The organism is Halorhabdus rudnickae (assembly GCF_900880625.1).
Lineage (GTDB): Archaea > Halobacteriota > Halobacteria > Halobacteriales > Haloarculaceae > Halorhabdus > Halorhabdus rudnickae.
Genome location: NZ_CAAHFB010000001.1, coordinates 861,743 through 884,273 on the forward strand (window position 1 = coordinate 861,743; position 22,531 = coordinate 884,273).

The 22,531-nt window shown below is 63.2% G+C and carries 23 protein-coding genes and 1 tRNA gene; 17 read left to right on the forward strand and 7 right to left on the reverse strand.

Annotated features, from left to right (window positions below):
* The first annotated feature begins 15 nt into the window (after positions 1 to 15).
* The 5 genes from BN2694_RS04270 (at position 16) to BN2694_RS04290 (ending at position 4,973) form a co-directional block, all read left to right on the forward strand.
* Positions 16 to 468, forward strand: coding sequence for a PH domain-containing protein (locus tag BN2694_RS04270; protein WP_135665442.1), 453 nt, complete (start codon positions 16 to 18; stop codon positions 466 to 468).
* 2 nt (positions 469 to 470) lie between these two features.
* On the forward strand, positions 471 to 1,958 hold the full coding sequence (locus BN2694_RS04275) for a PH domain-containing protein (protein ID WP_135662919.1): 1,488 nt from the start codon (positions 471 to 473) through the stop codon (positions 1,956 to 1,958).
* A gap of 146 nt (positions 1,959 to 2,104) precedes the next feature.
* Positions 2,105 to 2,899, forward strand: a complete 795-nt coding sequence (locus BN2694_RS04280; RefSeq protein WP_135662921.1) for an ABC transporter ATP-binding protein — start codon at positions 2,105 to 2,107, stop codon at positions 2,897 to 2,899.
* Positions 2,896 to 4,269, forward strand: a complete 1,374-nt coding sequence (locus tag BN2694_RS04285) for a hypothetical protein (RefSeq protein WP_244605357.1) — start codon at positions 2,896 to 2,898, stop codon at positions 4,267 to 4,269. Before BN2694_RS04280 ends, BN2694_RS04285 begins: the two co-directional genes overlap by 4 nt.
* A 110-nt stretch (positions 4,270 to 4,379) precedes the next feature.
* A complete protein-coding gene (locus tag BN2694_RS04290; RefSeq protein WP_135662922.1) occupies positions 4,380 to 4,973 on the forward strand; it encodes a DJ-1/PfpI family protein in 594 nt (197 codons plus the stop codon).
* Positions 4,974 to 4,993: 20 nt separating this feature from the next.
* Here the strand turns inward: BN2694_RS04290 and BN2694_RS04295 are convergent, their stop codons facing one another.
* Positions 4,994 to 6,367, reverse strand: coding sequence for a PQQ-dependent sugar dehydrogenase (locus BN2694_RS04295; protein ID WP_135662924.1), 1,374 nt, complete (start codon positions 6,365 to 6,367; stop codon positions 4,994 to 4,996).
* 130 nt (positions 6,368 to 6,497) lie between these two features.
* On the opposite strand from BN2694_RS04295, the gene BN2694_RS04300 reads away from it, so the two are divergent.
* From BN2694_RS04300 to BN2694_RS04320, 5 genes are all read left to right on the forward strand, one after another.
* The gene (locus BN2694_RS04300) at positions 6,498 to 7,091 is read left to right on the forward strand and encodes a winged helix-turn-helix transcriptional regulator (protein WP_135662928.1); all 594 of its coding nucleotides are present in this window, start codon (positions 6,498 to 6,500) and stop codon (positions 7,089 to 7,091) included.
* Positions 7,092 to 7,492: 401 nt separating this feature from the next.
* Complete coding sequence (locus BN2694_RS04305) at positions 7,493 to 8,686, forward strand: MBL fold metallo-hydrolase (protein ID WP_135662930.1); 1,194 nt, start codon at positions 7,493 to 7,495, stop codon at positions 8,684 to 8,686.
* 9 nt (positions 8,687 to 8,695) lie between these two features.
* Entirely contained in the window at positions 8,696 to 9,187 is a 492-nt protein-coding gene (locus BN2694_RS04310; protein WP_135662932.1) for a YeeE/YedE family protein, read from the forward strand.
* Positions 9,187 to 9,636, forward strand: coding sequence for a DUF6691 family protein (locus tag BN2694_RS04315; protein WP_135662934.1), 450 nt, complete (start codon positions 9,187 to 9,189; stop codon positions 9,634 to 9,636). Before BN2694_RS04310 ends, BN2694_RS04315 begins: the two co-directional genes overlap by 1 nt.
* A gap of 23 nt (positions 9,637 to 9,659) precedes the next feature.
* The gene (locus BN2694_RS04320) at positions 9,660 to 10,832 is read left to right on the forward strand and encodes an inorganic phosphate transporter (protein WP_135662936.1); all 1,173 of its coding nucleotides are present in this window, start codon (positions 9,660 to 9,662) and stop codon (positions 10,830 to 10,832) included.
* Positions 10,833 to 10,842: 10 nt separating this feature from the next.
* On the opposite strand, the gene BN2694_RS04325 is transcribed toward BN2694_RS04320, so the two are convergent.
* On the reverse strand, positions 10,843 to 12,825 hold the full coding sequence (locus BN2694_RS04325; RefSeq protein WP_210408911.1) for a PAS domain S-box protein: 1,983 nt from the start codon (positions 12,823 to 12,825) through the stop codon (positions 10,843 to 10,845).
* A gap of 153 nt (positions 12,826 to 12,978) precedes the next feature.
* Here BN2694_RS04325 and BN2694_RS04330 point away from each other — a divergent pair, with 153 nt between their 5' ends.
* Together BN2694_RS04330 and BN2694_RS04335 are read left to right on the forward strand one after the other, a co-directional pair.
* The gene (locus BN2694_RS04330) at positions 12,979 to 13,974 is read left to right on the forward strand and encodes a hypothetical protein (RefSeq protein ID WP_135662938.1); all 996 of its coding nucleotides are present in this window, start codon (positions 12,979 to 12,981) and stop codon (positions 13,972 to 13,974) included.
* Entirely contained in the window at positions 13,971 to 14,780 is an 810-nt protein-coding gene (locus BN2694_RS04335) for a mechanosensitive ion channel family protein (protein WP_135662940.1), read from the forward strand. The genes BN2694_RS04330 and BN2694_RS04335 overlap by 4 nt, the downstream gene beginning before the upstream one ends.
* Positions 14,781 to 15,084: 304 nt before the next feature.
* On the opposite strand, the gene BN2694_RS04340 is transcribed toward BN2694_RS04335, so the two are convergent.
* On the reverse strand, positions 15,085 to 15,924 hold the full coding sequence (locus BN2694_RS04340) for a universal stress protein (protein ID WP_135662942.1): 840 nt from the start codon (positions 15,922 to 15,924) through the stop codon (positions 15,085 to 15,087).
* Between the two features lie 380 nt (positions 15,925 to 16,304).
* On the opposite strand from BN2694_RS04340, the gene BN2694_RS16975 reads away from it, so the two are divergent.
* Positions 16,305 to 16,454 (forward strand): DUF7512 family protein, encoded by a 150-nt coding sequence (locus tag BN2694_RS16975; protein WP_167879962.1) that lies wholly within the window; start codon positions 16,305 to 16,307, stop codon positions 16,452 to 16,454.
* 3 nt (positions 16,455 to 16,457) lie between these two features.
* Positions 16,458 to 17,495, forward strand: a complete 1,038-nt coding sequence (locus tag BN2694_RS04345) for a sulfite exporter TauE/SafE family protein (protein WP_135662944.1) — start codon at positions 16,458 to 16,460, stop codon at positions 17,493 to 17,495.
* A gap of 19 nt (positions 17,496 to 17,514) precedes the next feature.
* Here BN2694_RS04345 and BN2694_RS04350 read toward each other — a convergent pair whose 3' ends face one another.
* From BN2694_RS04350 to BN2694_RS04360, 3 genes are all read right to left on the reverse strand, one after another.
* Positions 17,515 to 19,047: a cryptochrome/photolyase family protein gene (locus BN2694_RS04350; RefSeq protein ID WP_135662946.1), complete on the reverse strand. Its 1,533-nt coding sequence runs from the start codon at positions 19,045 to 19,047 to the stop codon at positions 17,515 to 17,517.
* A 413-nt stretch (positions 19,048 to 19,460) separates the two neighbouring features.
* Positions 19,461 to 19,533, reverse strand: a tRNA-Arg gene (locus tag BN2694_RS04355).
* A 63-nt stretch (positions 19,534 to 19,596) separates the two neighbouring features.
* Positions 19,597 to 19,896 (reverse strand): Sec-independent protein translocase subunit TatA/TatB, encoded by a 300-nt coding sequence (locus BN2694_RS04360; protein WP_135662948.1) that lies wholly within the window; start codon positions 19,894 to 19,896, stop codon positions 19,597 to 19,599.
* A 145-nt stretch (positions 19,897 to 20,041) separates the two neighbouring features.
* Here BN2694_RS04360 and BN2694_RS04365 point away from each other — a divergent pair, with 145 nt between their 5' ends.
* From BN2694_RS04365 to BN2694_RS04375, 3 genes are all read left to right on the forward strand, one after another.
* Entirely contained in the window at positions 20,042 to 20,518 is a 477-nt protein-coding gene (locus BN2694_RS04365; RefSeq protein WP_135662950.1) for a redoxin domain-containing protein, read from the forward strand.
* A 51-nt stretch (positions 20,519 to 20,569) separates the two neighbouring features.
* Positions 20,570 to 21,409 (forward strand): HD domain-containing protein, encoded by an 840-nt coding sequence (locus BN2694_RS04370; protein WP_135662952.1) that lies wholly within the window; start codon positions 20,570 to 20,572, stop codon positions 21,407 to 21,409.
* A 65-nt stretch (positions 21,410 to 21,474) separates the two neighbouring features.
* A complete protein-coding gene (locus tag BN2694_RS04375; RefSeq protein WP_135662954.1) occupies positions 21,475 to 21,648 on the forward strand; it encodes a DUF5786 family protein in 174 nt (57 codons plus the stop codon).
* A gap of 27 nt (positions 21,649 to 21,675) precedes the next feature.
* On the opposite strand, the gene surE is transcribed toward BN2694_RS04375, so the two are convergent.
* Positions 21,676 to 22,473, reverse strand: a complete 798-nt coding sequence (surE, locus tag BN2694_RS04380; protein WP_135662956.1) for a 5'/3'-nucleotidase SurE — start codon at positions 22,471 to 22,473, stop codon at positions 21,676 to 21,678.
* Between the last annotated feature and the right edge of the window lie 58 nt (positions 22,474 to 22,531).

Sequence of the window (22,531 nt, forward strand, 5' to 3'; positions counted from 1 at the left end):
ACAGGTTCCCGGAATATCGAGGGGGCGATCCGCTTGAAGTGGGGGATCGGGGCGCTACTTACGGCAGCCGTCGTGGGTGCTGTCGTCGGGGCGATCAGCATATTCGCCCTCGAATGGGGGCCACTCCCCGGCGTCGGTGTCGGGGTCCTCGTCGCGATAGTGGGCATCGGGCACGTCTTGTGGCTGTATCGCACCTGGCAATACGAGGTACGCGAGGACGCTCTCTACCTCGAGCGTGGGGTGGTCACCCACGTCAAAACCGTCGTCCCGTTCGTCCGCGTCCAGCACATCGACACGAGTCGTGGCCCCATCGACCGGGTGATCGGCCTCTCGTCACTGGTCGTCTACACGGCCGGCTCGCGGGGGGCCGACGTAACGATCCCCGGATTGACCCCCGAGGATGCCGAGGATCTCCAGGATCGCCTGAAGATGCTCGCGAAGGAATCGACTGGTGACGACGCCGTCTAACCATGCGACTCGATCCACTCTCGATCCCCTACCGAATCGCCGAGAACAGCCTCCAGGTCGGCGGGGCGATCGTCTTCGGTGCGGTCGCCGGTGCTGGTAGCAGCGACTTCCTCGAAGGTGCGCTCATCTTCGTCGGCATCGCGCTCCTCGGCGTCGGTCTCGTCGCCGGCTGGAACGTTGCCTACCACCGGCGGTTCCGCTACGAACTCACTGAGGACACGTTCGACATCCAGTCCGGGGTCTTTTCACGTCGTGATCGAGAGATCCCGTACTATCGGGTCCAGAACGTCGACATCCGACAGAACGTGATCCAGCGGCTACTGGGCATCGCCGAAGTTCGCCTGGAGACCGCTGGCGGCGGCCAGACGGAGGCCACACTCGAGTACGTCTCCCGTCAGGAGGCCGAGCGCCTCCAGAGTGAAATCAGCCGACGGAAGCGCGCGGAGGAGCCAGAGGGAGACTCGACTGACGAACAGGAATCGACGACACTCTTCGCCATCACACCCCGCGAGTTGGGCATCCTCGGTTTTGTCTCGATGGATCTGCGACTCGTCCCGCTCGTTCTGGTCGCGCTGTCGGTGTTCGGCCCGGCGGCCATCGCCAGCGTCCTCCCGGACGTCGATCAACTGTTCCTGATCGGCCCGCTCGTCGGTCTCGGAACGATCGTCGCCCTGGCGATCGTCAGCGGTATCGTCTCCATGCTGCAGTACTACGACTTCGAGTTGCACTCGGTCGGGGAAGAGTACCGCTACGAGCGTGGACTCATCCAGCGCTACAGTGGGTCGATCCCCGTCGAGAAGGTCCAGACTGTCTCGATCCGGGAGAACGTACTGGCCCGCTGGCTGGGATACGCCAGCCTGACGATCGAGACAGCAGGATACGCACCCGGTCAGGGCTCGGGCGCACGTTCCCAGTCGGCGATCCCGATCGCCGAACGCGACCGGGTGATTTCACTCGCCCAGTCGATCGAACCGTTCGGCGACGTGACGTTCGAACGGCCGCCCAAGCGAGCGAGAGAACGCTACGCCGTCAGGTATCTGCTGGTCGCACTGGCGGTGATCGCGGGCGCCTACGCAGTGACGCTCGTCCCGGACATCTCGGGGCCGTGGTACCTGGCAGCGGTCGTGCTGGTGCCGGTACCGATCGCGGCCCACCTCAAATGGCGAAACAGGGGATACGTCCTCGGTGAGGACTATGTGATCACCCGCAATGGGTTCTGGTCGCGCCGGATCACGGTCGTCCCGAACTACCGCGTCCAGACCGTGATCTCCTCGCGGACGATCTTCCAGCGACGGCGGCATCTCGCATCGGTCGTCGTCGACACGGCAGGCTCGAGCAGTTTGATGGGTGACGACGCCGTCGCGGCGGACATCGATGCCGACGCGGCCGACCGTCTCAGAGAAGGGGTTGCCGACGGCCTCCAGGAGGCGATCCGCCACCGTGGGCTCGGTGACGACACCACCCCAGGAGAAGAGCCGATTCTCGGCTAACCAGCCCACGCTCGTCCGTACGGAACGGGACCGACAGCCGTCATGGGGATAAGTTGATAAGGCCGTCAGTTCAGCGTTCGGCCATGCCTCGGACTCGCCGTAGCGGAGTGACAGGCCGACTGATCGGACACCGGAGGGCGCCCTGAATGGTCGCCATCGAGACGGACAGGCTCACGAAACGATACGGCGACCTCACCGCCCTCGCGGAGCTGTCGTTGTCGGTCGAGTCGGGTTCGCTGTTCGGTCTGCTCGGGCCGAACGGTTCGGGCAAAACCACGACGATCGAGATCCTGACGGGCCAGCGCCGCCCCGACGCCGGGACCGCACGCGTCCTGGGCATCGATCCCGTCGCGAACCCGCGAGAGGTACGCGCGGCGGTGGGGATCCTCCCCGAACGCGAGGACCCGCCGAGTTTCCTCACGCCCCGTGAGTATCTCCGGTTCGTCGGCGACGTCAGAGACCTCGATGACATCGACGATCGGATCGAACGGTGGGCCGGCCGTCTGGAGTTCGCAGAGACCCTCGATACCGTCGCCGCGGACCTCTCAGAGGGGCAGCGCCAGCGCGTCATGCTCGGGGCCACGTTCGTCCACGATCCCGACCTGGTGTTCATCGACGAGCCGCTGGTGAACCTCGATCCGATCCTCCAGGAGCGAGTCAAGCGTGAGTTGCGGGCCTACTGCGACGCCGGGAACACGCTCTTTCTCTCGACGCACTTCGTCGACGTCGCGGCCGACCTCTGTGATCGGGTCGGGGTCCTGGACGGCGGGCACCTCCGGGGGACCCAGGAGACGGACGCGTTCGACGACGATGATCTGCTCGCGTACTTCATGGAGACCGTCGATGGCGGCGGCGTGGCGACGACAGGTGACCGCTCGCGCGGGGTCGATGAACGGATGACTGCGACGCCGGGAGCCGGCGAGGGGGACCCCGATCCGTGAATCTGCTCGGCGCGATGCTCCGCGAGGAGTGGCGACTGCACACCCAGTTGTTCGGCGGGCGGCGGTTCGCAGCTTTCCCGGCGGTCATGTTCGTGATCGGGACCGCTGGCCTGACGCTGCTCGCCGAACTGGGTGTCGCTCGCGGGACTGTCGTCGGTGGGCTGCACGCGGTCGTCGCGTTTCTGGGCCTGCAGGTCGGAACGATAGGGCTGGTGGGCCGTGACGCAATGCGAAACGTGCTCGGCGACGTGTCGCTACTCCTCGGGAGTTCCCGATCGTTGCCGATCTCGTGGCGACGCGTGTTCGCGACGTTTCTCCTCAAGGACCTGCTGTACTACGCTGGCCTAATCCTTGGGCCGCTGGCGCTGGCCGACGCCGCTCGTGCAACGCTGCTGGGCGGGAGCCTTATCGACGTCGGATTGCTGTGGGTGACGCTCGTCTTCGCGTTCGCGATGGGCGTGACCGTGAGCCTCGCAGTGATCACCGTCGCCACGCGATCCGCGATCGCTCTCCTGGCCATCGTAGCCACGATGGTCGCGCTCGTCGTCGCCGGAAACGTCGATCCGATCGCGTTCACGCCGGCGGGACTCTACGGAGATCCGACCCTCGGGAGCGTACTGCGAACCCTGGCGCCGATCGTCGTCAGTGGGGCACTCGCGCTCGCCTTCTTCGAGCCGATCGAGACGAGCGAGCGCGCGTCCCGCGTGCCGCCGCTGCCGGTGGGGTACGGCGTCGCAGGCCGGACGCTCCGTGAGGTAGCCCGTTCCAGCGGGTCGGTCTGGAAGGTGCTGTTCTCGCTGTCGCTGTTCGGCGCGATCACAGGCTGGCTGCTCGTGGCTGTCGCCGACGCGGCCGGACTCGAACTCGCGCCCGGCATCGCTTTCGGAACGATACTCGGCCTCGGGACGTTCACAACCTACGCCTGGGTGACCCAGTTCGACGATTCCGCGGAGTTCGATCGCTATCCGCTCTCACCCCGTCGATTGTTCCGCGGGAAGTTGCTCGCATTCCTCGCGCTGGCGGTCCCCGGTGGTCTCGCCGTGCTCGCGGTCGCCGCCGTATGGTTCCCGCCAGCCGACCTGCTGATCGGCGTCGCCGTCCTTCCCGCCGTCGCGATCTACGTCTTCGGCGTCTCGGCGACGGTTGCCGGACTCTCGCCGACCGCGCTGCTGTTCGACGTGGTCCGCTTTGCCGTCTTCGGCGGGGCGGTCATCCTCGTCGCAGTACCGCTGGTCGTCCTCGCACTTGTGGCATGGCAATATTCCACGATCGCTCCGACGCTCGCGCTGGCGATCGCGGCAGTGGCTGGACTTGTCGGCGTCGTACTCGCCGAACGGGCAGGTCCGCGATGGGACCGAAAGCGACGGTAAGCTTCCGCCCGAGAACATCCCGTCGCCAGCCACGACCTGCTCACTGTCCACACGAACGTTTATCTAGCAAACAATCGTTATAGAAGTTGCGCACGAGCGCGTGATTCACAATGGATGGGAAGCAACTCCTGATGATCGTCGGCGACTTCGGGGAAGACTACGAGATCATGGTGCCGTTCCAGGCCTTACAGATGGCCGGCCACGAGGTCGACGCGGTCTGCCCGGAGAAAGAGGCGGGCGAGACAATCAAGACCGCGATCCACGACTTCCGTGGCGACCAGACGTATCTGGAGGAACGGGGCCACAACTTCGAGTTGACGGCGACGATGAGCGAGGTCGATCCGACCGAGTACGACGGCCTGGTGGTCCCCGGCGGGCGAGCACCCGAGTACCTCCGTGGCTACGACGCGGTCATCGAGGCGGTACAGCACTTCTTCGAGGCCGAAAAGCCGGTGGCGTCGATCTGTCACGGCCCGCAGATCCTCGCCGCGGCCGGTGTGCTGGACGGCTACGAGATGACGGCCTATCCCGCAGTGCAGGCTGAAGTAGAGGCCGCCGGCTGTTCGTGGGTCGACGGCGTCACCCGCGATCGGAATCTCGTGACCGGGCAAGCCTGGCCGGATCACCCCGAGTGGCTCGCGGAATTCCTCGATCTGCTGGGGACGGACATCGAACACGGCGCGGTTGCGGCGGCTGACGACTGATCGGTGAGCACCGGCCCCGTTCAGGCCGGCGTCAACCGATACACCGCGCCCGTCGATCCGGCCACCTGGGGCCGTTCGGTCGTACAGACGTAGATCTCGCCCGACGGATCACGGCCGAAGCCGAGCACCATCGACCCGAAGGACCCCTCCACCGAGAGTCGGTCGGTCCGCCAGGGCGTCTCGTCGGTCGGCGTCCCCACGAAGAGGCTCCCGTCGGCCTGCCAGTCGGCGAAGACGTACCGGCCGGCCAGCCCGGGGATCGCCTCCCCGGCGTAGACGTACCCGCCGATGACCGCCACCCCGCTGATCGGCTGGCCCCCGTGCGGGTACTCGATCACGGGGTCGATTAGCGACTCGCTGTCCGCCGTCTCGTCCGGGCACGATTCGGGGGGTGAACTCGGCGCGTCCGTGCTGAAGCAGTGGGCACCTTCCCGGACGTTCCAGCCGTAGTTGCCACCCGCCCGAACGTGATCGATCTCCTCGAAGCGGTTCTGGCCGACATCCGCCGCGTAGAGTTCGCCCTCGTGGAAGGATATTCCCCAGGGATTGCGAAAGCCCCAGGCGAAGTGTTCGTCCAGCCCGTCACGACCGACGAGCGGATTGTCGTCGGGGACGGTGTAGGGTTCGTCGCCGGTGTCCGTGACGTCGATCCGCAGCACGCTCCCCAGGACGTTCTCGGTCACGTCCTGTCCGTTGCCGCCCGCGTTGTCGCCGTACCAGTCAGTGACGTGTCCGTATCCGGTATCGTTGCTGTCGCCACCGTCGCCGACGCCGACGTACAGGTAGCCCTCCGGGCCAAAGGCGATCGCTCCCGCGTTATGGTTGTCCTGTGGTTCGGCAAAGTCGAGGATCGTCCGCTCGCTATCCGGATCCGCCAGGAGCGTATCCGGATCGACCTCGAAGGAGGCGAGAACGAACCGGTGGGAGAACCGTGCCGGCATCCCCGACCGGGGCCGGGCGCTATATCTGACGAAGATCCGCTGGTCGTCGGGGTACTCCGGGTGAACGGCGAGTCCCAACAGCCCACGTTCCTCGTAGCCCGATAACGAAACCATGCTGTCGCGGACGTCGACGACGGGGCGATCGCGGAGAGTCCCGTCGGTGACGACGCGAACGACTCCTGCCTGATCGGCGACCAACAGCGTCGATTCGCCGAAGAATTCGACGGCGAGGGGTGCCGTAAATCCCTCGGCAACGAGGTCTCCCCCGACGGCGTCGGGTAGATCCGAATCCCCGTTCGACTGAGTCGACGATGACCGATCGGTCGTGGTCACCCCGGGAACAGTCGTCGATCGCGTGGTCATCCCCGACCGTTCGGTACATCCGGCGACGCCAGCACCGAGCGCCGTCACTCCGGAAGCGAGGAAGCCCCGTCGCGTCAGGCGTGAACGCATGTCAAAGTACTGGGCTGCGTTCGGGGTTAACCTTTGGTCAGTCGGCAGAACGGGGCGATCGTGCCTGAGCGTCGCCGAGCAGGGTGCGAACGGCCAAAGAAGTAAACGCCGGGGGAACGAGGCTCGAATCATGCGCGGACTCGACGACACCGATCGGGAGATCCTGCGACTGCTGCTCGAAGACGCCAGACGTCCCTACAGCGACATCGCCGACACGGTCGACCTTTCGGCACCGGCCGTCTCGGATCGCGTCGAACGACTCGAAGAGATCGGCTTGATCGAACGGTTCACGCTCGAGGTCGATCGCTCGATGCTACGAGACGGCGTCCCGGTGCTGATCGAATTGCAGACGCGACCCGACGCGGGAACAGTCACAGACAGGGTCGAAGAGGTAGATGCGGTCGAGCACGTCTTCCGGACTGCCGAGGGCCACGTTCTCGTGATTGCCCACATCGATCAGCGAAACGTCAAGGCGTTCCTCGCCGAGCACGTCGACCTGGCGACGGTCGAAGAGATCGACGTCCGGTTGCTGGCCGACAGCGAGTGGACGCCACGCCTCGGGACGGGCGAACTCGCACCGGAGTGTGCAGAGTGTGGCAACACCGTGACGACCGAAGGAGAGACCACGACGCTCGACGGCGACGTCTATCACTTCTGCTGTCCCTCCTGTCGGTCGAAGTTCGTCGATCGCTACGAGGAACTGGCTGCGGGCGTCGACAGCTGAGACCGAACTCACCCACAGGCCGGTACTCTCCCGAGTGGTGTCTAGACCGTATCGGTCCGAAGGCAACGGACAATGCCCGGGCCGAATGACCGCCGCCGTCGACGATTCACGTCTATCGAGAACCGGAATCGAAGAGGGAGATGGCAAAAGTCCCACCATGACGATCTCCTGGAAGACTGTTATTGCATATAACTTGCAAGACTAACTTTCGAACCTGTGTAGTGTGCATCTGGCATCTGCCTAAATATACCCAAATATAGAGGTATTAGAATATCTTATACGTATCTATCGACGGACTGGCCGGAACGACAACCCATCTAGATTGCGGATAAAATTGTGTGTTTTTTCCAAGACTATGAGAACGCTTATATGTAAGCGGGCAGTACGACCGGGTGACATCAATGACTGACGTTGACTTCCCCGAACCGGACGTTTCCGCAGCGACAATCGAACCAACGACGCTTAAATCCCGGATCGAGGCCGGGGAGGCGGTCACGATCCTCGACGTTCGCATGAGTGGCGAGTACGAGGAGTGGCACATCGAAGGCGAGTCAGTTGAGACGATCAACGTGCCCTACTACGAGTTCCTGGACGACGACATCGGCGAGGGCGTCTTCGAGCAATTCCCCGAGAGCGAGGAGATAACGGTCGTCTGTGCAAAGGGCGAAGCCAGCGACTACGTCGCGGGTCTGTTGAAAGAGAAGGGCTACGACGCCGTCAACGTCGCCAAGGGGATGAACGGCTGGGCGGAGATCTACGAGGCCGTCGAAGTCACGAGCTACGAAGGACAGGGAACCGTCTACCAGTACCAGCGACCCTCCAGTGGCTGTTTGGGCTATCTCGTCGTCGACGGTGGCGAGGCCGCAGTAATCGATCCCCTCCGAGCGTTCACCGACCGCTATCTGGAGGACGCCACGGAACACGACGCGGATCTCGTCTACGCGCTGGACACGCACGTCCACGCCGACCACGTCTCCGGGATCCGTGATCTAGCTGAGGAGGGTGTCCAAGCCGTCCTGCCGGCAGCGGCGATCGACCGGGGCGTCGAAGACGCTGGGGACCTGACCGCCGCCGAAGACGGCGACGTCTTCACCGTCGGCGATGTCGAGATCGAAGCGATCCACACCCCCGGTCACACGACCGGGATGACCTCCTACCTCGTGGGAGACAGCCTCCTTGCGACCGGTGACGGGCTGTTCGTCGAGAGCGTCGCCCGACCGGACCTGGAAGACGGTGACGAAGGGGCCGAAGACGCCGCCAGGCAACTCTACGAGACGCTGCAGGAGCGCATTCTCACACTGCCCGACGACGTGTTGATCGCCGGTGGCCACACCAGCGACGTCGCCGAACCCGCCACCGACGGGACCTATACCGCAACGCTGGGCGACCTCCAGGCTAAAATGGACGCCCTCTCGATGAACGAAGACGAGTTCGTCGAGTTGATCCTGTCCGATATGCCACCCCGCCCGGCCAACTACGAGGACATCATCGCGACCAACCTCGGCCAAAAGCAGATCGACGACGACGAGGCCTTCAGCCTCGAACTCGGCCCGAACAACTGCGCGGCAAGTCAGGACTCACTCGCCGGAGACTGATCGAAGCGCATGTTCCCGGATCTGATCGTCCTGTCGCTGTTCGAGACGCTGTTCCCGGAAGGGATCGCCCGCTACGCGATCGGTGGGCTGTTTGTCGGCCTCGGGACGGCCGTCATCTACGCCGCGACGGCCATCGCCCCCGGCGCGAGTTCGTTCCTCGAGTCGACGCTGACTTACGTTTCCGACCGCCCGCGCTTCCAGCAGTATCGCGCTTCCCGTGACTGGCGGATCGTCTTCACCGTCGGGATCGTCCTCGGGGCGGCCGTTTATGCCGTCATCTGGCAAGGCGAGGTCTGGACGACCGACGTCCAGTGGTGGCGGCTCCTGGCCGGCGGGATCCTCGTTGGAATCGGCACTCGAATCGGGAAGGGCTGTACCTCCGGGCACGGCGTCTGTGGGATCGGCTCGCGCTCGAAAACGTCACTGGTTGGCGTGATCACCTTCTTGGCGGTCGCCATCGCGACGGCTCAACTCGTCATGGCCGTGGGGGTGAGCCCCTAATGGCGGGCGCAAATGGACCCGACGGTGGTCGGCATCCACTGTTCATGCCGGTGATCCTGCTCGGCGGACTCGTCTTTGGCTTTGGACTGGCCGTCAGTCACATGGCACGGCCGGAGGTCGTGCTGGACTTTCTGCAACTCACGGACCTCGGCTTGCTGTTCGTGATGTTCGGCGCGGCGATCGTCTCGGGGATCGCCTTCGCGGTGATTCCACAGCTCCGCGAGCGTGCGCCCCTGACGGGGGACACCTACGGTCGTCGACTGAAGTCCTTCGATCGGAACGTTCTGATCGGCGGGGCCATCTTCGGCCTCGGTTGGGGCATCTCCGGGGTCTGCCCGGGATCGGGGTACGCCAGTCTCGGAATCGGCAACTGGCCGATCCTGATCGCGATCGGCGGCATGTTCATGGGCGCGTATCTCCAGGGCGTCTGGCGCGAACTGATTAGCTGATCGTCTTTTCTCTCTATCACGTTATGGATCCAGCCACGATCGGACTGTTTGTCGTCGCGAGCCTCGCAAGCCTGTTCATGGCGTGGGTCATCGGCGCCGGGTCCAGCGGCGCGACACCCTTTGCCCCCGCCGTGGGTGCCAACGCCATCTCGACGCTCCGGGCGGCGCTGGTCGTCGGTATACTTGGATTTCTCGGCGCAGTGACCCAGGGTGGAACCGTCTCGAAAGCCGTCGGGAGCGGGCTCGTCGAGGGAGTCACGCTCCCGCCGACGGGCGTCATCGCCGTCCTGTTGATCGGTGCCGGATTGATGGCGATCGGCATAAAGACGGGCTACCCGATCGCGACTGCGTTCACCGTTACCGGCGCGGTGATCGGTGTCGGGCTGGCACTGGGAGGGGATCCCGCGTGGGCGAAATACCGGGAAGTCGGTGCACTGTGGATCCTGACGCCGCTCGGCGGCGGCGCGGTCGCGTTCGCTATCGCCCGGACGCTCCCGCGGCCGGACATCCCCGAAGACGTGAGCGTCCCGATGCTCGCCGCGCTCGTTGGAGCCGTCGTCGTGAACCTGGAGTTCGCGTTTCTGGCGAGCGTGGGCGGGACGATGGCTGCCGCTGGCGGGCGCGTGATACCCGTCGGTCGCGGTCTGGCAATGGCGCTCGTCACTGCGTTCACTGCCGTCGCGAGCGCGTTCGTCGTCCGGTGGGACATTCGCCGTGATCTGACCGGTGGACTCCGGCGGTTCCTGCTCGCACTCGGCTCGCTCGTCGCGTTCTCGGCGGGCGCAAGTCAGGTCGGCCTCGCCGTCGGGCCGTTGGTTCCCCTGTTCGAGGGGCAGTCGGTCGTTCCGACGGTCGCCATCCTGTTGGGTGGGGGCGTCGGGATGCTCGTCGGGTCCTGGACCGGCGCGCCGCGAATGATCACCGCCCTCTCCCAGGAGTACGCCTCGCTGGGGCCGCGCCGGTCGATCGCGACGCTCGTCCCCTCGTTTCTGATCGCCCAACTCGCGGTGCTACTGGGCGTGCCGGTCTCGTTCAACGAGATCATCGTCAGCGGGATCGTCGGCAGTGGCCTGGCCGTCGGCGGAGCCGACGTCAGCCGCCGGAAACTGGGCGTGACCGTTCTCGCCTGGATCGGCTCACTCGCACTGTCGCTGGGACTTGGCTATGGAACAGCGACGCTGTTCGTTGCGGGATGACGAAGTGTGCTCAGGACCCGGTCATGATCTCGAAGCGAGCGCCGCCGTCGTCGCCCTCGGTGACGGAGACCGTCCAGTCGTGTGCCTGGGCGATCTCCCGGACGATCGCCAGCCCGAAGCCGGTCCCGTCCTCGGCGGTCGTATAGCCACTCTCGAAGACCTGACCCCGCTGCTCGGATGGTATTCCCGGCCCGTCGTCCGCGACGAAGAAGCCGTTCTCGAGCGCGCCGACAGTGACCGTGACGTCCTCGCCGACGTGGTCGATCGCATTGCGAAACAGGTTCTCCAGCAGTTGTCGAAAGCGGCTTCTGTCTGCCTGCAGCGTCACGTTCCCCTCCGTCTGGAGTGTCGCCCGGTCGGTCTCGACGGTCTCCCAGGATTCGGCGGCGATAACCGATAGCTCGACGGCTGTGGTGTCGGTAACCGTCCGGCCGCCCTCGGCGAGCGTCAGGACGTCGTCGATGAGCGTGTCCATCCGATCGAGCGCGTCGGAGACCGTTTCGAGGTGTTCGTTCTCGGATTCGTCCCGGAGTATCTCGACGCGACCCGTCGCCACGTTCAGCGGGTTCCGGAGGTCGTGGGCGAGGACGCTGGCGAACTCATCAAGGCGTTCGTTCTGGCGTTCGAGTTCGGTCGTGACCAGGCCGGTTTCGAGTTCGTAGCTCACCCACTCGCTCATCAACCGGACGAGCGTCTGCTCGGCGTCCGTGATCGGCGTCTCGCGTGGTTCGCTCGACGCAAAACAGAACGTGCCGTACAGTTCGCCGTTGGCACGGACTTTGCCCCCGACGTAACTCCCCAGTTCGAACGTCTCGTAGGCGGGATCGCTCTCCCATCCAGCCTCGACGGCGTCGGCGACCACCAGCAGATCTTCAACCTGAATCGTCTTTCGACAGTACGCTTCCGAGAGTGGGCACGTCTCGCCCGGCTGGAGCAACGGGTGCGTGCCGTGTGCATAGACGATCCGTTGAGTGCCGGACCCCTCGCCACCGTCCGGTCCCGGCTCGATCCGAGAGAGAAAGCCGTACTCGAAGTCGAACCGCTCACAGCCAAACTCGAGCAGGCGGGTGACTTTCTCCTCGAACGAGCGGTCTGTGTCGGCCGTGATCTCGTACAACTGCTGGAGGGCCTGGAGGGTCTCCGTGCGCTGGCGTTGCTGTCGCTTGCGTTCGGAGATGTCACGGACGATCCCGGTAAACCGGCGTTCGCCGTCGATCGTCGTCTCGCCGAAGGAAATCCCCAGCGGAATTTCCGTGCCGTCGCGGTGGCGACCCGGGAGTTCGATCCACTCCCAGTCGAGCTGTCGGTCCCCACTGTCGAGATAGCGAGCGATCGCGGCACGATGATCGTCGTGGAATCGCTCGGGTATGATCGTCAGTAACGACTCGCCGACCATCTCCTCGGGCGGATAGCCGAACAGTTCCGTGATGCCGTCGTTTGCGTACTGGACGACGCTCTCGGCGTCGATGGTCAGGACGCCGAGCGTCGTCTGCTGGGCAAGCGCCTCGAAGCGCGCCTCGGTGCGTTCGAGTTCCCGCAGGCGCGTCGCCCGCTCGTCGGTGGACGCTGACGTCTCGGCGTTTCCGGACGACGGCCCCGGCACAGCAGTGTCACTACCTCGAACGGCATCGACGATCCGCGCCGCGAGTCTGTCGTATGCGTCTTGTTCGTCCCGGCGGACGTACTCGGTCACGCCGGCCGAAATCGCCTCGCTGGCAACGGCTTCTGATCCATCAGCACTGAAAAGCACGAACGGGATCTCCGGGTAGTCCTCGCGAACAGCCTTGAGAAGAGCCACGCCGGTCGTTTCCGGGAGCGTGTACTCGGCGACGACACAATCGACGACTCCAGTAGCAATCGAATCCACTCCGGCGTCGGCGTTCGGCACGCTCTCGACGGTGAGTCGGTCGTCCGCGTATTCGAGGTGCATCTCCGGCGGTGTGTCCGCATCCCGATCGCTGCCGACGTAGAGGACGCGGATCGTCTCGACCATAGACAGCCCACCCACCGACCGAAGTTAAACAGTTCGGCGTCCGGTACGCGGGTGACTGGTCTCCGACGATCTACGCCACACGCTTTGGATCGTTTGGCCGAAACAACCCGGATTCGATATTTTCAATCGCCTGGACGCAAAAGCGAGAAGATAATGATTGACGATGCCGTCAAAGGAGGACGTCAAGAGCCAGACATCGACGTCCCGACGCTCCTCGGTGAGGATCACGAGGCGTTCACGGCAGTCCTCTCGGGCGAGGAAGCCGGACCGGTTGCCGTCGTCGGCGAACCGTTCTCCGGACGCGGGGCAGTCTTAGACCGTGCTGTTCAGGAACTAGACGCAGAACGGGTCAGCCTTGCCCCCGGCGACGGGATCGACGAAATCCGGGCGAAAATCAACGGGGGACCTATCGTGATCGAAGACTGCCAGCACCTCTACGAACGTCGAATTGGGGGGTTCGAGGAGCTGTCTGCGTTTCTCGAGGACCTGGTGAGCATCGATACGAGAGTGGTGACCGGCTGGAACCAGTACGCGTGGGCGTACCTCGCGGCGGTGCAAGAGCTCGACCGGGAGTTTCCCGTCGTCGCTGAGGCCCAGCCCCTTTCCGCAGAACGGATCGCTGAGCTCGTGCTAGATCGATACGACGAGATGCCGACGTTCGTCCCAGAGGATCCGGATGGAGGGAGCCTGATCGTCACGACGCGACACCAGTTTGGCTGGCGGGACTGGTCGGTATCGGTTCCGATTCCGAAGCTAGACCCAGTCGCAGTCAAGAGCCAGTTTTCGGATGGGGAGTTGGATCCAAAGGATGTCACGTTCGGCCGACTCGCTGCGGTCTCGAACGGGAACCTCGGTGTCGCCACGGCGATCTGGGAGACCAATCACGGGCTGGAGGTGCGGCCGAGCGATGCCGCGGCCCCCACATCCGATCGGGACCTGGATCGCGAGGAGGCATTCTGTCTGCGGATCGTCCTCGCGAAAGAGCGGGTCACCCGGACACAGCTCACGGGAATGGTTGACCGACTCGACCGGGTCCTCGGGCGGCTTTCGCGCGATGGCCTCGTCACGGTCGAGGATGGCCTCGTGGAACTAATACCGGCGGCGGTGCCGGCTGCCACCAAGAAGACTGAACGGGGCCAGATACTATGATTCCACTGCAGGTGCTGGTGGAACTGGGGATCGACCAGGGGACGATCGTGGGGATCGTGGGTGTGGTCGTGGCCGCGTATCTGGCCAGTCGCCTCGTCGGGTATGGGCTTATCGCTATCGCCGAGCGGAGCCCCACCCGGCGGATCAGTATCAAGATGGTGGTTCCCATCGCGCGGTTTCTCATCTACGGGATCGCAGCGTTTCTCGTTCTGGGGCCGTTGCTCCAACTGTCAACGTCACAGTTGCTCGCGGTATCGGGACTGCTCGGGGCGGCCCTGGGGTTCGGCCTCAAGGACCTCTTTGCTGGGATGATCGGCGGGCTGGTACTCATCACCGAGCGTCCGTACCAGGTCGGGGACAAAGTCACCATCGACGGGGACTACGGCGAAGTGACCGACATCGGTCTCCGGGCGACGACGGTGGTGACGCCCGACGACACCGCCGTCAGGGTGCCAAACGCCACGCTGTTCACCGCAAACGTCTCGAATGCCAACACCGGCAGCCCCGAAATGATGGTCGTTATCGAGCTTTCGGTCACATCCAAGGCCGACGTCCAGCGAGCGAGTGCGATCGTCGAGGAGGCCATGGTGACCTCGAAGTACGTCTACGTCGACGATGACCATCCGTTCGCGGTGATCATCGAAGACGAGTCCTACTATCGGACAATCCGCGGCAAGGCCTACGTGGCCGACCTGCGAGACGAGTTCGCGTTCGCTTCGGACGTGACAGAGCGTTCGATGGCCGCCTTCGCCAGCGAAGGGATCGAAATGCCCGAGACGTCCGTTCGCATTTCCGAGCACCGCTGACTCTGCATGTCGCCTATCAGTCTCATCTGATCGAAACGAATGTCCCGATGGACAATGCTGGAGGCAATTGTCTACACCCGGTGAATACCAGCTCATTGTGACGGATTGGCCCACTTCCAACTCCCTGAAATGAACGTGTGATTTTGCGGAATAGATAGGTTATATCTGGCACATCTTTGGTGATGAGTATCGGATAGGCAACGCCTTCCACTTCAGATCGTATACCACATCTTTCAAGAAATGTGTGATGGAATACAAAACGCCCTCAATCCGTTCTCTACAGATCCACCAAGAGCAGGAAACATCAGGCCACCCGCTTCGGCGGAACGAGCATCACGTTACCGTCGGCCTTCGCAACGATGTCCTCGGAAACGCTCCCCAGCAGCAGCCGTCGCAGCCGGCTGTGGCCCCGCGAACCGACCAGCGTCGTGCTCGGGTTGTGATCGGACTCGGCGGCGAGGATTTCCTCGACGGGATCACCCTCTCGCACGTCGATCCGTGTTTCGATGTCCCACCCCGCGAGTCGGCCAGCCAGCTCGTCGAGCTGATCGTGAGGGTCCTCGTCCGTGTCCGGATCGGCGGGTGTCCGAACGTGGACCAGCGTCGCTTCTTCGGTCGCGTGCCGGAGGTACGAAAACGCCTTGAAGGCCTCCCCGGCGTTATCAGAGAAGTCCGTCGCGTAGAGCATCCGCTGGAAAAGGTGTTCCTCCAGTACGTCAGGATCGTCAGTCGCTCGCTGGATCCGGTTGACCAGCAGCGGCGTCACGGACGTACGCGCGAGGTTCCGGGCCGTCGAGCCGATAAAGCGGTTCTCCAGCGGACTCGACCCCCGTGATCCGACGATCGAGAGGTTCGCGCCGATCGACTCGGCGATCCCGTTGATGCGACGATGCGGTGTCCCGCGCACGACGTGGGTTTCGACCCCGAATCCGGCGTCCTCGAAGGCCCTTCGATAGCGATCTAACGCTGTCTTGCGGCGCTTCTCGAAGTCCATCCCTGGCATCCCGGAGTGGACGTTCGACGGGACGACTGTCACGAGGTGAAACTCCTCGACGCCGATCCTGTCCAGACACTCGAGACACGTCTCGTTGGCGATCGTCGCTTCGCTCGCTGCCGAGAGATCTGTCGCGTAGACGGCCTTCATACGACACCCTTGACGCTGGCCCCATAATATTGCTTCGATTAGACAATACTATATCCATCACCGGCCGACCCACCATCGGGACCCTGTGCTTGCACTGCAGCGTAGATAGTGATACCGCGAGAACTGAAGGATCGTGAACCAGGGCGGAATAGCCGGCAAATATCTCCTATCGCGGTTTTTGACAGGCAGTATCAGACGGCTCCTGCCGCATATTCTATATCCATATAACTTAAGAAAATATTTTCGTCGGTTATGTGGCAGATACGCGTTTGTAATATTGTGTGGTATGTTCAAAAGCATTTTACGCACCCGTGGAATAGGAGTATTGAAGGGTCAACCATGAGCCGCACACAACCGCTGGCACTGGAGAGGGGAAACGCATGATCGGACTCGGATCGCAGGCCCAGATTCTCGGGGCGGCCGCACCCGTGGGCGCGGTGTTGCTCGAGGCGGTCGTCCTCTATCTGGGATACGGTGCACTCTCGAACGTACTCGCCGAACCACTCGTCGAACGCATTCGCACTCTCTGACCCATGGAACTGTTCGGACTCGCCGCGAGCATGCTACTGCTGTTCGTCGGTTTCGGCTTCATGGTCGGTGTGCTGTTCGGGTTCTTCGGGATGGGCGGGTCGTTCCTTGTGACGCCCGCGCTGATGATCATGGGCTTTGAGACGACCACAGCCGTCGGGAGCGGGATGGCGTTTGTCTTCGGGACGGCGGTGATCGCGACGCTGAAGCACCGTGATCTCGGCCAGGTCGACTACAAGCTGGGGGGGCTGATGATCGTCGGGACGACCGCTGGCATCGAAGTCGGACGGATCGGACTCTATTTCCTCCAGGACCGGGGGTTGGCCGGCCTGATCGTCGGCGTCACGTACGTCGTTTTGCTCGGCGGCGTCGGCCTGTTCGTCACCCGGAACGCGCTCACGGACGACCGCGAGGAGAGCGATGTCGACCACCACGATGCCAACGCAGAGATCGACCCCGACGATATCCCGGACATCGCGAAGAAGATCCAATCCTACACGATTCCGCCGATGATGACGATCGGCGGCGGCATCAAGGTCTCATTGTGGATGGTGCTCGGCGTCGCCTTCGCGACGGGACTGCTCTCCGGGTTTCTCGGCGTCGGCGGCGGGTTCATCCGGATGCCCGCGATGTTCTATCTGATCGGCGTGCCCGTCCCGATCGCCGTGGGGACCGACCTCTTCGAGATCGTTTTCTCGGGCGGTCTCGGCTCGTTCCTCTACGGATTGGAAGGGGCTGTCGACCTCTCGATCGTCGTGCCTTTGCTCGCCGGGAGCGCACTCGGCGCCCGGATCGGCTCGACGGCGACCAGTCTGGTCGAGGAAAGCGAGATCAAGATCTACTTCGGGCTGATGTTGCTTGGAGGATCGATAGCAGTCGCACTGCGACAACTCGGCAACGCATACGGAATCAACGAACTCAAGCTCATCAGCTTCGTCCTGATCATGCTCTCGGCCCTGGCTGTCGGAAGCGCCGTCATCTACAGTGCCGTCAGCGCGATCCGTGAAGAGGGGGAGTCGACTGACGTCGTCCCGGCGGACTGATCAGCCGGTCGCCGACCGGTCACAGTTCGCCGTCGCGCGCCGCCTGTCGAATCGCCGCCGCTCGATCGGTGATCGCCTCTCGCTCTGTTTCGTCTTTGTCGTCCCAGTGGCTGTAAACCAGTCCCATCCGGTGGTTCGACCGGAGTCGATCCTCGTTGCGCCCCAGAAAGTCCCAGTACAGTGCGTTCAACGGACAGGCGTTCTCGCCGGTCGTCTTCGTCTTGTAGTACGGGCAGGACCCACAGTAGTCGCTCATCCGATCGACGTAGTTACTCGAAGCCGCGTAGGGTTTCGTCGAGAGGGCATCGCTGGCAAACGTTCCCATCCCGACGACGTTCGGCGTCGTCACCCAGTGGAACGCGTCGACGTAGGCGGCGTGGAACCAGCGGTTGATAGCTTGCGGATCGATCCCGAACGTGGTTGCGAAGTTCGAGAGCACCATCAGCCGCTCGATGTGATGGGAGTAACCCCGTCGTCGAACGCCGTCGATCACGCCCGCGAGACACGCCATGTCGGTCTCGCCGGTCCAGAATAACTCGGGGAGCGGTTCGGTCGCGTCCAGCTGGTTTGCCCCGGCGAAGGTGTCCTGCTCTCGACGATAGACGTGACGCATGAATTCCCGCCAGCCCAACACTTGCCGGACGAACCCCTCGACGCTGTTGAGCGGCGCCTCGCCCCGCTCGTAGCGCTCGATCGCCTGCTCGATGACCTCGTGGGGATGGAGCAACCCGAGATTCAGGCTGCTCGACAGCAGTGAGTGACTCATCGCCCATGAATCACGCCCCATTGCATCCTGATACGGACCGAACTCCGCGAGGCGGTTCTGACAGAAGTCCTCGAGTCCCACAAGTGCCTGATCGCGGGTGACGGGCCACCGAAACGGTTCCGGATCGGCCCAGGACCCGCCGTAGGGCGCGTCGTGGTAGCTGCCGTCGAACCGATCGGTCACCCACTGGCGTACTTCGCGAGTGGTCGCGTCGGGATCGAATTCGGGTGTATCGGGCGGCGTCCAGTCGTCGGGTGGCGTCTCGCGGTTCTGGTCGTCGTAATTCCACTCGCCGCCGACCGGTTCGTCGCCGTCCATCAGATAGCCCGTCTCTCGACGCATGAACCGGTAGAAATCCTCGTGGCGGTAGCCATCGCCGGTCCTGTCGGCTGCCCAGTCGTCGAACTGCTCGTTCGAACAGCAAAAGAGCGTGTTTTCGACGACGTTCAGCGAGCCTCCACGATCTTCGACCATCCCTTCGAGACGATCGGTTCCACCCCCGGCTGGACGCATGAGAGTCAATTCGTCGTCGGGATACTCTTCGAAGTGCATGTCAAGCCCGTCACCGAAGGTCTCTGCCTGGTAATACCGTACTTCGCGACCGCTCTCGCGGAGTTTGTCTCGGAAGTGACGCATGGCGCTGAACACCAAAACGAGCTTCTGGGGATGGTAGGGCAAGCGCTTGGCGAACGAGTGGGCCTCGATCAGCAGAATCGACTCTTCCGGACGATCCTCAACAGGCCCGTGGTGGGTCGTGAGCTGGTCACCCAGCACCCAGACCGTCACTGGGGACACCTCACTGGCATAGGCCGAATTCTCGCTCCCGCTCCCTAAATGCACGCCTGGGACGAGTGGACGCGAGGAACCGCGACGGACGTGGCGGGAGTTCGCTGAGTGAAACGAAGCGAACGTCGATAGACGAGCGTATGCGAGTCTATCGGAGATTCGAACCCGATGGCGAGACTTGCTGTGTTCGTCTCGCGTGATTCGAATTCCTTGGTCCTCCGCTCCTCACTTTGTTCGTTGCTACGGACGCGGCGGGAGTGAGCAAACGCGAAGCGTTTGCGATCTACGCCGCGACCGCTTTGTTCCTCACTGCGTTCGTCACTCAGCGGTCGCGGCGGGACTGAGCGAACGCGGGGCGTTCGCGAAGGTCGCCGCGTCCGTCGTGTGTGACGAGCGGACGCGAGGAACCTTGACGGACGCGGCGGGATTCGAACCCGCGATCGAGGGGTTAGGAACCCCTCGCCCTGTCCCCTAGGCCACGCGTCCTGCCCCATGGTATACCTGGCCAGAGAAAAACGGTTGTGATACGCCGCGAAAAAACGATAGGACTTATTCCGAGGTCGTGTTCGTTTCGGTGGACTCACTGGAAGAGTCCGCGGTTCTCGTCGTGGTCGTCCCCTCGCTCGCCGTGTTGGGCTCTGCCGGAGAGTCGTCTCCACCTTGCATCTCTTCGAGTTCCTCCTCGACCTGCTGGCGTCCTTTCTGGAACTCGCCCATCGCCTGACCCGTCGATCGGGCGAGTTTGGGGATCTTGTTCGCGCCGAACAGGAGCACTGCCAACAGTAGGATCAGCAGTACTTCGGGCCCGCCCGGGATGCCACCGAGTTGCAGGATCAATCCATCGATCATCGCTACTTGGGATTTACCTACTGTCTATTATAGTCTTTTTGCTCCGCTCAGTCCCAACGGAGTCCACTGACAGTTCCGAGCGGCCGCTTCGCCTATTGTCGCGAGCGGCACATCTTTTGGGTCGCCAGTCATACTCGGCAGTGCAATGGTTACCGAAGGCGACACAGCCCCCGATTTCACCGCACCGCTCGCGAACGGCGACGTCGATTCGTTCACACTCACGGAAAATCTCGACGATGCACCGCTCGTGCTGGCGTTCTTCCCGGGCGCGTTTACCAGTGTCTGCAGCCACGAGATGACTGCGTTCCGCGACCGGATCGAAGAGGTCGAGGACACCGGCGCGACGCTATACGGGATCAGCGTCGACTCGCCGTTCGCACTCAACGAGTTCCGCGACAAGCTCGAACTCCCGTTCGGCCTGATCAGTGACGCCGAGAAGGAGATCGTCGAGAAGTACGATCTGACGATGGACTTCGGCGAACTCGGCGTCTACGACGTCGCCAAGCGCTCGGTGTTCGTCGTCGACGAGGACGGCGAGGTCACGTACGCGTGGGTTAGCGACGATCCCGGCGTCGAACCGGACTACGACGAAGTAATCGAGGCCGCCACCGACGCAGCCTGATCGGCTCGCCGACCCGACCGACTTTTCTCGATACGACTGTTGGGTGTTCGTATGAGTGATACGACAGACGTGGGCACGGGTGACGAAGGCAAAACCGAAGGACGGATTTACGATCCCGACGCCGAACACGCGTTCCCGGACGAACGACTCAACGAAGTCTTGGAGTACCTCGAGGACGACCCGGAGATCCAGGCGTACCTCACTGCCCAGAACGTCAACCCGGTGACGCGCAAACAGTACAACGACCACGGCACGAAACACGTCGAGATCGTCCGCAATCGGGCGCTGTGTCTGTACGACCTGCTGAAACAGGGTAGTGTCACATTCAACGGTGCGCGAGAACAGGATCTCGGGGAAGCTGACGAACCCGTCATTATCGCGTTAGCAGCCACGTTACACGATATCGGCCATGTCGTCCACCGTGACAACCACCCCTATTACTCGATCCCACTGGCCGCGGATCTGCTCGATCGGATCCTCCCCGAATTGTCTTTCTACGACGTGGCCGAGACAGTCCGCCTCAAAGCCGAAGTTCTCCACGCAATCCTCTGTCACCACACCGAGGAGGAACCCCTGACGCTGGAGGCCGGTGTCGTTCGCGTTGCCGACGCCCTCGACATGGAGAGTGGCCGATCGCGGTTCCCATACGAACAGGGCGGGCGCGGGATCAACACTGTGTCAAGTCAGTCTATCGAGGCAGTGAACCTCCGGCCAGGCGAGGATGTTCCGGTCCTCGTCGAGATCGGAATGACCAACGCGGCCGGCGTCTACCAGGTTGACAACCTCTTGAAGGCGAAGCTTCACGACTCGGGACTGGAAGCGTATCTTCGGATCGTCGCGATAAACACTCGCGAGGATGCGGATCGAATCGTCGAGCGAATCGAACTGTGAACCGACCAGCCCCTGGAACGGACACCGGACGGTTTTAGGGCGTCCGGGTTGTCTATTACATTGTTATGGGCTTTGGTAGCTACGATGAATCCGAACAGGGGAACCAGGCCAACGGGGCAGACATCGACGACAGCGAGAGCGTCGATGTAGACGCGACCGACCACGACGGCGAGGTCAACTTCGAGTCCAACGCGTCCCAAGACGAACTTCTGGACAAACTCCAGGACATGAAGGACTGACGCAGCCGAGAACTCTCTTTCCGCTCTCTACTCTGTTTCGTATTTGTCCGCGAGTACATCGAGCGTTTCGTGGTGTTCGGTCGTGTGCGGTGCAGTCAGCGGCGAGACGCTTACCCGCCCCTCGAAGACGGCTCGCCGGTCTGTTCCATCCGGGTCGGGAATGGTCCCGTCGGCCATCCACTCCCAGATACGATCGTGGAGTTCGATCTCTTCGCCCTCGCGGATAGCGCCCATCTCGTAGACGTCAGACGGTTCTGTGATCTCCACAGGGGCCGTCGCCACGCCGTTTTCGGCGAGTGGCGCGTTGACGTTGAGGTAGTCGGCTTGTTCGAAGACGCCGGCATCAGGAGCGTGCTCGACCAGATAGCGGGCCACGCGAGTCGCGTTGGCGTAGGAGGCCGGATCCTCGGTCAGTGGCTCCCACTTCTCGTCGTCCCGAACAGGGACGTACATCGAGACGGCGATGGCAGGGACGTCGAAGAATGTTGCCTCGACTGCCGCACTGACTGTGCCAGACCGCCCGAGGACGTACGCCCCGAGATTGGCGCCGTCGTTGCAACCTGCCACGACGATGTCTGTCTCGGGGACGAGTACCTCCAGGCCGGCGACGACGCAGTCGGCCGGTGTCCCGTCGATTGCATACCCCAGTTCGTGTTCGCTCACCTCGACGTTGGTTGAGATCGATCGTCCGACTGCACTCCGATCGTCGGCCGGCGCGACAGCCGTCACTTCGCCGACGGCCGAGAGTGCCTCATAGAGCGCACCCAGGCCGACGCTGTCGATCCCGTCGTCGTTGGTCAACAGAATCCTCGGCTCCTCGTCCATGGGTGGGTTCCGATCCAATCGGGCAAAAGCCTGTCCTCGCTCGACCGTGGGCAGCGTG